Below are 13,018 nucleotides of genomic sequence, written 5' to 3' on the forward strand. Positions count from 1 at the left end.
TAATGACTTTCGTTGGCGAAACACGCGGGCTTAGCCCAGGCCTAAGGCCACATTTACAGGAACAGGCCGAGCAATTAAGCCGTTATTTTTATGAAACCGCCGCCGAACGCGATGTAATTGGCGGCACCCCGCTGGAGCAGCGTCAGGCTGTGCGGGACAGCGGCCTGCTTAAGCTGTTAATTCCGCTGGAATACGGCGGACACGGCAGTTCCTGGGCGGACATTTATCAGATTATCCGTACCTTTGCCAGAACCGACAGCTCGTTGGCGCATGTGTTTGCCTTTCAGTCGCTGATGCTGGCTTCCATCCGCTTATACGGCACTGAACAGCAATGGCAAACCCTGTTTACAGAAACCGCCCAGCAAAATTGGTGGTGGGGTAATGCGTTAAATCCACTGGACAATCGCACCCTGGCTACCCACGATGGCGAAAATTTAGTGTTCAACGGCTTCAAGAGCTTTTGTTCCGGGGCCATTGATTCGGATCGGCTGATCGTCTCGGCCATAGAAGCGGATACCCAGAAATTTATTGTTGCCGCCGTCCCCACCCAGCGTGCCGGTATTGATTTACGCGATGACTGGGACAATATGGGCCAGCGCCAAACCGATAGCGGCAGCATAGAATTTAAAGACTTGCTGGTCTATCCAGACGAGTTGTTAATCAATCCCGGCCCATTGAGTTCGCCGTTCTCCAGCCTGCGTTCGGTGATTGCTCAGCTGATATTTACCAATATCTATTTAGGCATTACCGAAGGTGCTTTACAAGAAGCGGTGAACTATACCCGCACCAATTCGCGGGTGTGGTCTGGGTCACTGGCTAAAAACATCCAGGAAGACCCATACACCCTGTTGCATTACGGCGAATTATGGGCCAGCGTCGATGCCGCCCGGCAACTGGCCGATCAGGCGGCACTGCGGCTGGATCAGGCCTGGCAAAAAGGCCTGGATTTAACAGCTGCCGAACGCGGTGCAGCGGCGATTGCGGTGTTTTCCGCCAAGGTCAATATCACCAGAGCCGGTCTGGATGTCACCTCGCGGATATTTGAAGTGTCCGGGGCCAGAGCCACCACTGCCAAACTGCGCATGGATAGGTTCTGGCGCAATCTGCGCGTCTACACCCTGCATGACCCGGTGGATTACAAATTAAAAGATTTGGGCGATTGGGCGCTTAACGGCAATTATCCCGCGCACAGCTTTTATTCATAACAACAATTAAGGAAGTTTATGTCAAAAATTATCGATATGCGCAGTCGTCCGGCGTTTTTACACGACTTTTTCGGGGCCACCCCGGATAGCCCCGGCTATGAAACCGCCAAATGGCTGAATCAGCGGGTGGGTTCGAAAAACATCGAACATTTTAAACGCTCTTACACACTGGGCGGGTTTCTGGCCGAAATTGAGCAATCCGGTATCGACAAAGCGGTGGTGGTAGGCCGGGAAACACCTAGCCTGACCATCAACAATGATGAAATAGCAGCACTGGTCAGTAAAAGCCCCAAGCTGGTCGGTCTGGGTTCGGTAGATATTCAAAGCCGGGGCGTGGAAAACGCGCTGGCGGAAATTGACCGGGCCATTAATCAGCTGGGTTTTAAGGCCATCAACATTGAACCAGGCTTTGCTGAGCCCGCTTTGCAAGTGGATGATCCAGTGTTTTTTCCGGTCTATGAAGCCTGTATTGCCTTTGATGTGCCAGTGTGCCTGATGAGTGGCCCCACCACCCCGGATTTTGATTACGCCCATCCCAATGCTTTGGCCAGACTGGCCAGACGATATCCAGCACTGAATATAATCTGTTTCCACGGCTATTACCCGTTTGTAAACGAAGTAATAGGCGCAGCACTACGCTACACCAATATTTATTTAGTACCGGATATGTATATCTTTCAGCCGGGTTCCAAGCTTTATGTAGAAGCAGCCAACAGCTTCCTGGCCGATCAGCTATTATTCGGCTCATCCTATCCGTTCCGGGAAATGAAACAAACTGTCGATGACTTTGCGGCACTGGGGTTTAAGGACAGTATACTGGATAAATTGTTTTATAAAACAGCGGAGCGGGTTTTGAAGGTTAATATTTGAGTTTTGGGGAAATTGGTGGCATGTGTTGATGTATTAGCGCGAGCTATTGCTCCCATTTTTATCAATTTTGCGGTGCAGTTATTCATGGTTGATTTTTAACTCTGAATGGTGTCGTATAGTTTTCAACTAGGTCGTTTGCAATCAATTTTTGACGAATTGATTCTTGATTGCCGATTTCATTGTTACTTGCAATTGACTTAATAAAATCACGGTAAAGGCTTAAGGAACCTCTGATTAATTCGTTATCTCGAATTTCGGTACCAATAAAATCAATGCCTTGCTGATTGGTTTTTCTTGAAAAACTGCATTAATCAGAGGTTCCTTAACGAACCCCATCTAAAAATCCGCGTGGCGATCTGAGAAACTATCCGGCGACTAAACTCACCGGAGAAACACCATGCCCGAAGCCCAAATTCCACAACCCACGCTGACAGCCTCTCAACGCCAGCGCGTAGGCTGGGTAGAGCAAAGCGATACCCAGCATTTAATTGGAAACAACCAAAATCAGTAGCATCGGAACCAATTTTATCAGAATCTAAACTGAAAAAAGTGAACTGACCTCGTTTAAAATCGAGTAAGTATCATCAAAGAAAATTAAAAATCGAGTGTTAAAGACTTTAGTAATTCTGGTTGACGCTCGGCAATTTTGAACAATGTTTTTGCGGCTCCAGTCGGCTGTCTCCGGCCTTGTTCCCATTCTTGCAATGTACGGACAGAAACACCAAGCAACTTAGAAAACTGGCGCTGAGTTAATCCAGTATTGATTCTTGTGCTGGCTGCTACAGTCATTATTTCATCATTCTCTACTGTACCATCGGCTAATGTAACCAATCGGCGAATTTTGCCATCCTCTTGGGGTAAATACTCAGTTTTTCTGCCCCAAACTCCTGCCTGCATCTGCCTAACAGATTCCAGAAGTTTTTCACCTAGTTCTTCACCGGTCATAGTGGTATTTGATTTAGACATTGCTAATAGTCTCCTTAATGGCTTTTAATTAATGCCCTGAGATATTGCCTTGCACATTCTTTGCATAAATCACCAGCAAGTGAATTTCGCCATGCGCCAGACGATTGTAATAGATCACTCTAACCTCACTACGTTTTCCAGTTCCTTCACGAGCCCACCTGATTTTTCGGCACTCCCCCCAGAACCCGGAACTACTGTACCCACTTCTGGATGCTCTATAAGCCAAGCGCAAAATTCTCCACGTTCGTCTTCTTTCCAAATAGACTTTGAATCATGTGTGAATAGTGGTGTTTTCAATAATGGTGTACATCTGTAGGTATATTATACGTCAATGACGTATAATAACAGCACGCTCGCTGAAAATCTTGGAAGCGGAACGTAAGTGGAGCGAAGATTTTTAGTCCCCGATAGGCGTAGCGCCGGGCGGGTTTTCGAAGCGAAGCGGAGAAAACCTGCAAGGCATCGCGAAACGCCGTCAAGTCACTTGGAGCCGAAGTTCCGATCCCCTTGTTGGGTCGGAACGAGGTGAGGAGGACGAATCGGGGCCGCCGGAGGCATTAGCGGTCGCGTAATTTTTGCCGCTTGTTGGGGCTGGGATGCCCCTAAACAAGCTTTCGCAAAAATAGCGACTCACTGATTTGTTTAGTTTGCAAGACACATCTCACTTTAGTTGAGTTCCGCAATCTGTAGTCTATCTCAAACTGTTTCAGCATGAAGTTTGACACCCAAGGCCTTAATGACTTTCATAATTGTGTCAAATCTAGGTTTGGCGCCGGGAGACAAGGCTTTATAAAGGCTTTCGCGTCCCAGTCCTGATTCCTTGGCAATCAATGACATGCCTTTAGCTTTTGCAATATAGCCCAAAGCGCGCAGCAGCTCTTCGCTGTCACCATCATCCAGAACTTGGGACAAATATTCGCTGATAGCGGCATCGTTATCGAGTAGGCTGCTTATATCAAATTCCGGCAAGCTTGCCACACTAATTTTTTTGGTCATTCTAATCCTCCAACGTATCTGCCAAACGCTTGGCCTTAGCAATATCGGCGGCTTGTGTAGCTTTATCGCCGCCGCCCAGCATCACAATCACCACATCGCCATGTTGTACATAATACATTCGCCAACCAGGCCCGAAATGCTCACGCATTTCAAAAACGCCATCCCCAACCGGCTTCACATCACCAAACTGGCCCTGTTGAGCACGGACAAGTCTACGTGCCAATCGGATGCGCGTCATGTTGTCTTTGATGCTAGACAACCATATATCAAACTGTGGCAGTGTGCGGATTATTGTCATAGTGATATTGTATTCACTTAGATACACTTATCAAGTTTTATTTGACTTGAACTATTGAATATCAAGGGAATGGAACAATTTTTTGAGCTTAATGGAATGACCTTATTTATGATCAATCAGTTTAAGTTGTAGCATTTTCATAGCTACCCCCTCAACCAAATAGAACAACTGCTGCCAGAGCAGCGAAGCAGCAGCAATATGCCGGATATTGATCTTGGTTTAATTTAAGCTGCATACCACAACTAATTGATTTTAAATGATTAATAAATTGGCACATAATCTGCACTATCTATAGTAAGAAATCCTGTCGAGCGACAGGCGATTACTAAGCAGCATGTATCAAGGAGTTAATATGAGTGTTAAGTTAAAAGTGACCGCTGTTTCCGGTGGTGTGGGGCGGCCATCCCGAACCCTGGCGCTGCTGGAAGCGCTGACTTCCCGTTTTGCCCAGCGTATTGAAATTGATTTGCATCTGATCGAATTAGGTCAGATCAGCGCCAAACTCGGCGCGGCTGCCAGTCGCAGCGAATTGCCGGAAGCGATTCAAAATGATATCGCCGCCATCGAAACCGCTGATTTTCTGCTGGTCGCTACACCGGTGTATAGAGCCACCTATACTGGCATTTTCAAGCACTTGTTTGATTTTGTGCATCAGGACTCTTTAATCGATGTACCGGTTTTACTGGCGGCAACCGGCGGCAGTGATCGACATGCCTTGATTATTGATCATCAGTTACGCCCCTTGTTCAGTTTTTTCCAGGCCCTGACCTTGCCGATTGGCGTATACGGCACTGAAGCGGATTTTGTGGATTACAAAGTTGCCAGCAAAGCTCTCGATGAACGCATTGAACTGGCTGTTAGCAGAGCTTTACCGTTTCTTAAACCCCGTTCCGGCCAGTAATTAAACACTGACAGTTTCAAAAATAAATTTAAAGATAATGGAGAGATAGATTATGAGTGCAGAAAACATCAAATTTGCTTACTGGGTGCCTAATGTCAGCGGCGGTCTGGTGGTCAGCAATATTGAGCAGCGCACCAGCTGGGAGTTTGATTACAATTTAAAACTGGCCAAAATTGCCGAACAAAGCGGCTTTGAGTATGCCCTGAGCCAGATTCGTTTTACCGCCGGTTACGGCGCGGAATATCAGCATGAATCAGTGTCATTTTCCCACGCCATTCTGGCCGGCACCACTAAATTAAAAGTGATCGCCGCCATTTTGCCCGGCCCCTGGGATCCGGTGGTGGTGGCTAAACAGATTGCCACTATTGATATATTAACGGCCGGACGGATTGCCGTGAATATCGTTTCCGGCTGGTTTAAAGGTGAGTTTCATGCCATAGGCCAGCCCTGGCTGGAGCATGACGAGCGTTATCGCCGCTCGGAAGAATTTATCGACGTGTTGAAGGGCATCTGGACTACCGATGACTTTAGCTATAAAGGTGATTTTTACCAGTACAACCACTACTCATTAAAACCTAAACCCTTACAACAACCGCATCCGGAAATTTTCCAGGGCGGTAGTTCACGGGCTGCGCGGGATATGGCGTCGCGGGTATCGGACTGGTATTTTACCAACGGTAATACCGTGGAAGGCATTAAAGCCCAGATCGATGATATTAAGGCCAAGGCGGCTGTTAATAATCATAAAGTCAAAATTGGGGTCAATGCTTTCATCATTGCTCGTGATACAGAAGCCGAAGCGCAAGCCGTGCTGGCCGAAATTATTGAAAAAGCCAACCCGGAAGCGGTTAATGCCTTTGGCCATGAAGTTAAACAGGCCGGTGCCGCCAGTCCGGAAGGCGAGGGCAACTGGGCCAAATCCACTTTTGAAGACTTGGTGCAGTACAACGATGGCTTTAAAACCAATCTGATCGGTACACCCGAGCAAATTGCCGAACGGATTGTGGCCTTAAAAGCAGTCGGCGTGGATTTGATTCTGTCCGGTTTTCTGCATTTTCAAGAAGAAGTGGCTTACTTTGGCGAAAAAGTGCTGCCGCTGGTGCGGGAACTGGAAGCCCGTAAAACGGCTAAAGCCGCCTGATTTTCATCAAAACCAAACACTCGATCATGACAGTGGATACCTTACCGGCCTGGCTTAATTTTCAGGCCGGCCAGCGCCGGCAGCAGATAGCCATCCGCCATAAACAGCTGGGGATATGGCAAGAAAAATCCTGGGCTGAGCTACACCAGGAAATAGCCAGCCTGGTCGCGGCGCTGCAGATACGTGGGTTTGGCCGGGGAGATACGTTATATCTACTTTCTGAGCCCAGACCGGAAGCCTTGCTGCTGGCCTTGGCGGCACAATGGCTAGGCGGCTATGCTGCGCTGTTAGATATTAGTGAGACTGCTGATACCCTGACTATATTGCAGCAACTACAAGCCCAATTTGTGTTTGCCGAGGCTCAGGCTCAGGTTGATCTGGTGCAAAGCCTGAATCTGGGCCAGCGCTTGCTGATTTATGCAAATCGGCGCGGTTTATCAGCCTATGGGCATGGCGTATTGCAACGCTACGCAGAGTTGACAGCAGCCGGGCAGGGCAGTATTAACCTGCATCCTCTGGCGGAACCTGATCAACCAGCCTTCCGGTTTTTTCGGCTGAACCTGCAGCGGCAAATTGAACAACAGGTGTTGACGCATAGCGAGCTATTGGCGCAAGGCCGCAAATTAATCGCTCAGGAAGCTTTAACCGATCAGGAAGAGGCTCTGGCGGCCCGCGCTTTTGCCGCCAGCGGTCATACCCGCTATTTACTGGCACCCTGGTTGCTGGCCGGATTTAAATTAAATTTTCCGGAAAATCTCAATACCAGGGATATCGACCGGCGCGAACTGGGGCCAACCCTGGTGGCCGGCACCCGGCTCAGCTATCAGCGTTTGGCAGAACTGGTCAACCAGCGCCTGCCGCTGCCGGGTACGCCTGGGCGGGCCGTAGTGGACTGGGCTTTGGCCGGCAGTGAACAGTCGAGTGGCTTGCGCCTGTGGTTAAGCCAGATCCTGATCATCCGGCCTTTGCGCGATGTACTGGGTTTAAGCCGCGCCAGAGTACCCTTGATTGTCGGGGAAAAACTAAGCCCACAGGCCGCTCAATTGCTGACGGCTATTGGTGTCCAGGTCAAACCCTGGCCGGATTTGAAAAACTGGCAAACAGCCGGCCCGGAAAAGCTGGCGAACCCTGTTTTTGAAACAGCCGCTGCACTGGAAGCAAAATCATGAGCACAGCCTTATTGAAACTGGAGCATATTTCCCTATCGTTTAAAGCGGTAAAAGCCATTACCAACATCAGTTTTGCGGTGGCTCCCGGCGAAATTTGCGCACTGATCGGCCCCAATGGCGCCGGTAAAAGTTCGCTGCTGAATGTGATTAACGGGGTATATCAGGCTGACGAGGGGACTATCAGTTATGACGGTGAAACCCGGCATATCATGCAGCCGCATCATGCCGCCGAACGCGGCATTGCCCGTACCTTTCAAAATATTGCCTTGTTTAAAGGCATGAGTGTACTGGATAACGTGCTGACCGGGCGCAATTTAAAAGTGCAAAGCAACTGGCTGGAACAGGTGTTTAATCTGGGCCGTGCCAAACGGGAAGCCTTGGTGCAACGTAAAAAAGCTGAAGAGATTATTGAGTTTCTGCAGATTCAGCAATGGCGTAACAGTTTGGTCGGTAATTTGCCCTACGGCCTGCAAAAGCGGGTGGAACTGGGCCGGGCTTTGGCCGCCGAACCCAAACTGCTATTACTGGATGAGCCGATGGCGGGTATGAATAGAGAGGAAAAACAGGAGATGAGCCGGTTTATCCTGGATACCCAGGCCGAATTTGGTACCACCATTGTGCTGATAGAGCACGATATTGGCGTGGTGATGTCGCTGGCTCAGCATGTGGTGGTGCTGGATTACGGCAAAAAAATCGGTGACGGCACGCCGGAACAGGTGCGCAACAATCCGGAGGTGATTGCGGCTTATTTGGGGACCAAGCATTAGTTTTGTGGCTGTGTGTGGTGCGAGGGTGGTTTGAATTTATAGGATGTGCCAACGTCAGGAGGTGCATCGTTCGCGATGGATGCCAAGCATTTGGGTTTCGCTGAGTATTTGGCATTGGACGGTGGGTTACGCTCTATCGAGCTAACCCACCCTACGCTGTTTTTATGCTGTTTTATTGATACACGCCTACCTGACCGATATTAACTGATGGAGTAGTAAGGCAATGAATTTTTTCTTTGAAGTGTTACTGGGCGGCCTGCTGGCCGGGGTGATGTACTCGCTGGTGGCTATCGGCTTTGTGCTGATATACAAAGCGTCCGGGGTGTTTAATTTTGCTCAAGGTTCCATGGTGCTGTTTTCGGCGCTGACTTTTGTCAGTCTGCTGGAGCGCGGTGTGGCATTTTGGCTGGCATTTGCCGTAACTCTGTTGTCTATGGTGTTACTGGCCTGGGCCATAGAGCGCTTTGTGTTACGCAAACTGGTGAACCGCTCGGCTATTACCCTATTCATGGCGACTCTGGGATTGAGTTACATCATCGAAGGACTGGCGCAATTACTGTGGGGCGCGCAGGTACATGGTCTGGATTTGGGAATTAATGACGAACCTTTCGAATTTTTGGGTTTGCTGCTCTCGCAATTTGATTTGTTTGCTTCGGCGGTGGCCGGCACATTGGTGATTGTACTGTCTATTCTGTTTAACAAAACCCGCACCGGGATCGCCTTACGCGCCGTAGCCGATGATCAGCTGGCCGCGCTGGCGGTGGGTATAAATCTGGAAAGACTCTGGTTAATCGTTTGGTCGGTAGCCGGGTTTGTCGGGCTGGTGGCAGGTTTACTGTGGGGCGCACGACTAGGTGTGCAGTTTTCTCTGGCACTGATTGTACTAAAAGCCTTGCCGGTGCTGATTATCGGCGGCTTTACTTCAATCGGCGGTTCCATCGTCGGTGGTTTGATTATCGGCGCCTCCGAAAAACTGGCCGAGGTGTTTATCGGGCCGTATATCGGCGGCGGTATCGAAAACTGGTTTCCTTATGTGCTGGCCATGCTGTTCCTGCTGGTCAGGCCCGCCGGGATTTTTGGCGAACGCGCCATCGAACGTGTTTAACAGGACATTATCATGTTGTATTCAGAGTCAGGACAGTTTAATACCCGTTATCAGGATGACCGGCGCAGCTTTCGTTTGTATCAGGAACGATTAGGGTTTTATTTACTGTTAGCCTCAGCTTTTCTGTTAGTGCCATTTTGGGGGAATGACTACTGGTTCAGTGCGGTTTTGATACCGTTTCTGGTATTGTCTTTAGCCGGTATCGGCCTGAATTTGCTCACCGGTTACGCCGGGCAATTATCGCTGGGTTCTGCCGCGTTTATGGCGGTGGGGGCATTTGCCGCCTATAACTTTAATTTGCGTGTGCCTGGCTTGCCGTTTTTGATCAGTCTGCTGCTGGGCGGTTTGGTGGCAGGGCTGACCGGTATCATTTTTGGTTTGCCCAGTTTGCGGATCAAAGGTTTTTACATCCTGGTGTCGACACTGGCCGCACAGTTTCTGGTGCAATGGATATTGACCAATTTTGCCTGGTTTTCCAATAACAGCTCGTCGGGCGTCATTACCGCGCCACCGCTACTGTTGTTTGGTCAGGATTTCAGCGCCCCGGCAGGTCGGTATTTGTTGACGCTGAGTATTGTTACCGGTCTGGGCATTCTGGCTAACAGCATCGTGCGCAGTGAACTAGGCAGAAACTGGATGGCTGTGCGGGATATGGATACTGCAGCAGCGGTGATAGGCATCGCCATCCCCAAAACCAAGTTGCTGGCGTTTGCCATCAGTTCGTTTTATTTAGGCATTGCCGGTTCGCTATGGGCCTTTACCTATCTGGGTACGGTTGAACCGCATGGTTTTGATTTAACGCGATCTTTTCAGATTTTATTCATCATTATCATCGGTGGTATGGGCAGTATTCTGGGCAATTTTCTGGGGGCAGCCTTCATCGTGTTTTTTCCGATTCTGCTGTCACAGGTATCCGCCGGCTTGTTATCCGGAGTGATCGATGCCGGGCAACTGGAAAACCTGCAGAAGATCATATTTGGGGCGCTGATCATCTTTTTTCTGATTAAAGAACCCAATGGCCTGGCACAGATTTGGCAGACCTTTAAACAGCGGTTACGGGTATGGCCGTTGCGTTACTAACAGTACGCCAAACCTGACGTCAGCTTTTGGGGGGCGTGCCTCGATGAAATACAGTGGAATCGAGGGATACACAGCATAGCCTTGGGCAGCGAAAAACCGTTGCAAACAGGACAAAGGATGATGAACGCAGCGTTTAGATAATCTGGTAAGCCGACACCTCGATTCCGCGTTGCTACATCGAGGCTACATTAGGTTTTTTGGAAGCCTCGATGAAACATCGTGAAATCGAAGGATGCGCAGCCCAACCCATTTTTTAAAAATCTCATGCTTGGTTTTTGGACAGCCACACTGTCAGGAGTATTGCCCATGGATAGCTAACAAACTTCTCTCAACAAAATTTTAACTGTAATTTTATCAATCAATAGGTATTCAATATGAAAGGAATTTTAAACAAATACGCCGGCGTGATGCTGGCGATGAGCCTGGGTGTTGCCATCTCTGCCAATAGTGCCCAAGCCGACTCCGAACAATACTTTCCCTTGCAAAGCTACCGGATAGGCCCTTATGCGGCTGGTGGTACCGGCTTTTTTGGTGGTTTTATCGATTATCTGCAATACATCAATGCCAAAGATGGCGGGGTTAACGGGGTAAAACTGACCTGGAGCGAATGCGAAACCGAATATGTGGTGGAAAAAGGCGTGGAATGCTATGAGCGTCTGAAACAAGGCTTAAACGGCGCACCGGCTGCGGCCACCAACCCCTTATCGGTGGGAATTGCCTATGCCACACTGGATCGTTCCACCGCTGACAAGCTGCCGCTGATTACCATCAACCACGGTCGTACCGATTCCACCGATGGCAGCGTGTTTCCTTATATTTTCCCGCTGCAATTAAACCCTTACAGCGAAGTATCGGCCATTATCAATTATATTGGCGTTCAGGCCGGTGGGTTAGACAAGCTGAAAGGCCAAAAAATCGTCACCCTGTATCATGGTTCGCCTTATGGCAAGGAAACCAGCCCGATTCTGGAATTGCTGGCCAAAAAATACGGCTTTGAACTGACTTTGCTGGAAGTGCCGCATCCCGGCAATGAGCAGCAGTCACAATGGTTAAATATCCGCCGCATTAAACCGGACTGGGTAATCCTGCGTGGCTGGGGGGTAATGAATCCGGTGGCTTTGAAAACCGCGCAAAAAACCGGCTTCCCGGTTGATCATATTATCGGCAATATCTGGAGTAACTCCGAAGATGACGCCGCGCCGGCCGGTAATGCGGCTAAAGGCTTTATCTCTATTACCACCCATCCTTCCGGTACCGCTTTCCCGGTATTGCAGGATATTGATAAATACGTAATTCAGCCCGGCAAAGGCAATCTGGCCGATCCCAAACGCTTTGGCACTGTTTATTACAACCTGGGCGTGGTTAACGGTATCCTAAATGTCGAAGCCGTGAAAGTGGCGCAACAAAAATTCGGCAACCGGCCGCTGACTGGTGAGGAAGTCCGCTGGGGCTTTGAGAATATCAAGCTGGATCAAAATCGTCTGGAAGAGCTGGGCGCCTTGGGTCTGGTACAGCCGCTGAAACTGTCCTGTTCTGATCATGAAGGCGGCGGTGCGGTGCGCTTTCAACAATGGGATGGCAGTAAATGGAATGTCATTTCCGACTGGATTTTGGCAGACCGCGAACTGCTGCGGCCTATCATCGAAGAATCTTCGCATAAATACGCGGCTGAAAAAGGCATTACGCCGCGTGACTGTGCTAAAGAGTCTTAATTAGTCTGCCGGCGCAGCGCTGGGCTGCGCCGGCAACCATCACTATTGGAGGCACTATGTCGATCAGCCCAATTTTACAGCTGGACAATATTGAAGTGATTTATGAAAAAGTCATCCTGGCGGTCCGGCATATTTCCCTGACGGTAAGTCAACACAGTATTGTGGCATTACTGGGCGCCAACGGTGCCGGCAAAAGCACCACACTGAAAGCCATCTCCGGTCTGGCCAATGCCCAGCGCGGCGAAATTGTCGCCGGACGCATTGCCTATCAGGGCAGGGATGTCACTGATACCAGTCCCGGTGATTTGGTGAAGCAGGGCCTGGTACAAGTGCTGGAAGGCCGGCATTGCTTTGCCCATTTGACAGTGGAAGAAAATCTGCTGACCGGCAGTTTTATCCATAAACCCTCCAGAGAGCAACTAAGTCAGCAACTGGAACTAATTTATCATTATTTTCCCAGACTTAAACTATTGCGCAAAAGTCTGGCCGGTTATACTTCCGGCGGCGAACAGCAAATGGTGGCCATAGGCCGGGCGCTGATGAGCCGGCCCAAACTGGTGTTGCTGGATGAGCCCTCAATGGGTCTGGCACCGCAAATTGTCGAGGAGATATTTGCGATTGTTAACCAGCTTAGACAGGATAACGGCGTGAGTTTTCTGGTGGCCGAACAAAATGCCACGGTGGCGCTGCGCTACGCCGATTATGCTTATGTACTGGAAAACGGCCAAATCAACAATCAGGGCGATGCCCAAACCATTAACCAGTCAGCTGAGTTGCTGGCCTCGTATCTGGGTGGTTAAAAATAAAA

General features: G+C 49.5%; 13 protein-coding genes. 10 read left to right on the forward strand and 3 right to left on the reverse strand.

Annotation, left to right across the window (positions count from 1 at the left end):
• Positions 1–2: 2 nt before the first annotated feature.
• Together KEF85_RS07885 and KEF85_RS07890 are read left to right on the forward strand one after the other, a co-directional pair.
• On the forward strand, positions 3–1,205 hold the full coding sequence (locus KEF85_RS07885) for an acyl-CoA dehydrogenase family protein (RefSeq protein WP_215584754.1): 1,203 nt from the start codon (positions 3–5) through the stop codon (positions 1,203–1,205).
• An 18-nt stretch (positions 1,206–1,223) separates the two neighbouring features.
• On the forward strand, positions 1,224–2,075 hold the full coding sequence (locus tag KEF85_RS07890) for an amidohydrolase family protein (RefSeq protein WP_215584756.1): 852 nt from the start codon (positions 1,224–1,226) through the stop codon (positions 2,073–2,075).
• Positions 2,076–2,669: 594 nt separating this feature from the next.
• Here KEF85_RS07890 and KEF85_RS07895 read toward each other — a convergent pair.
• The 3 genes from KEF85_RS07895 to KEF85_RS07905 form a co-directional block, all read right to left on the reverse strand.
• Positions 2,670–3,041: a helix-turn-helix domain-containing protein gene (locus KEF85_RS07895; protein ID WP_246535078.1), complete on the reverse strand. Its 372-nt coding sequence runs from the start codon at positions 3,039–3,041 to the stop codon at positions 2,670–2,672.
• Positions 3,042–3,737: 696 nt separating this feature from the next.
• On the reverse strand, positions 3,738–4,037 hold the full coding sequence (locus KEF85_RS07900) for an addiction module antidote protein (protein ID WP_215584758.1): 300 nt from the start codon (positions 4,035–4,037) through the stop codon (positions 3,738–3,740).
• A gap of 1 nt (position 4,038) precedes the next feature.
• Positions 4,039–4,335, reverse strand: coding sequence for a type II toxin-antitoxin system RelE/ParE family toxin (locus KEF85_RS07905; protein ID WP_215584760.1), 297 nt, complete (start codon positions 4,333–4,335; stop codon positions 4,039–4,041).
• A 352-nt stretch (positions 4,336–4,687) separates the two neighbouring features.
• Here KEF85_RS07905 and msuE point away from each other — a divergent pair, with 352 nt between their 5' ends.
• The 8 genes from msuE to KEF85_RS07945 all read left to right on the forward strand — a co-directional run bounded on the left by msuE (position 4,688) and on the right by KEF85_RS07945 (position 13,010).
• Positions 4,688–5,236 carry an FMN reductase gene (msuE, locus tag KEF85_RS07910; RefSeq protein WP_215584762.1) on the forward strand — a complete coding sequence of 183 codons (549 nt, stop codon included), beginning with the start codon at positions 4,688–4,690 and terminating at the stop codon, positions 5,234–5,236.
• A 52-nt stretch (positions 5,237–5,288) separates the two neighbouring features.
• Positions 5,289–6,377 (forward strand): dimethylsulfone monooxygenase SfnG, encoded by a 1,089-nt coding sequence (gene sfnG, locus KEF85_RS07915; protein ID WP_215584764.1) that lies wholly within the window; start codon positions 5,289–5,291, stop codon positions 6,375–6,377.
• 26 nt (positions 6,378–6,403) lie between these two features.
• Positions 6,404–7,546 (forward strand): AMP-binding protein, encoded by a 1,143-nt coding sequence (locus KEF85_RS07920; protein ID WP_215584766.1) that lies wholly within the window; start codon positions 6,404–6,406, stop codon positions 7,544–7,546.
• Positions 7,543–8,313, forward strand: a complete 771-nt coding sequence (locus tag KEF85_RS07925; RefSeq protein ID WP_215585086.1) for an ABC transporter ATP-binding protein — start codon at positions 7,543–7,545, stop codon at positions 8,311–8,313. The genes KEF85_RS07920 and KEF85_RS07925 overlap by 4 nt, the downstream gene beginning before the upstream one ends.
• A gap of 223 nt (positions 8,314–8,536) precedes the next feature.
• Positions 8,537–9,418, forward strand: coding sequence for a branched-chain amino acid ABC transporter permease (locus tag KEF85_RS07930; protein ID WP_215584768.1), 882 nt, complete (start codon positions 8,537–8,539; stop codon positions 9,416–9,418).
• 12 nt (positions 9,419–9,430) lie between these two features.
• Positions 9,431–10,498 carry a branched-chain amino acid ABC transporter permease gene (locus KEF85_RS07935; protein WP_215584770.1) on the forward strand — a complete coding sequence of 356 codons (1,068 nt, stop codon included), beginning with the start codon at positions 9,431–9,433 and terminating at the stop codon, positions 10,496–10,498.
• Between the two features lie 374 nt (positions 10,499–10,872).
• Entirely contained in the window at positions 10,873–12,210 is a 1,338-nt protein-coding gene (locus tag KEF85_RS07940) for an ABC transporter substrate-binding protein (protein ID WP_215584772.1), read from the forward strand.
• 56 nt (positions 12,211–12,266) lie between these two features.
• Positions 12,267–13,010: an ABC transporter ATP-binding protein gene (locus tag KEF85_RS07945; protein WP_215584774.1), complete on the forward strand. Its 744-nt coding sequence runs from the start codon at positions 12,267–12,269 to the stop codon at positions 13,008–13,010.
• Positions 13,011–13,018 lie beyond the last annotated feature (8 nt).

Source organism: Methylomonas paludis (genome assembly GCF_018734325.1).
Taxonomy (GTDB): domain Bacteria; phylum Pseudomonadota; class Gammaproteobacteria; order Methylococcales; family Methylomonadaceae; genus Methylomonas; species Methylomonas paludis.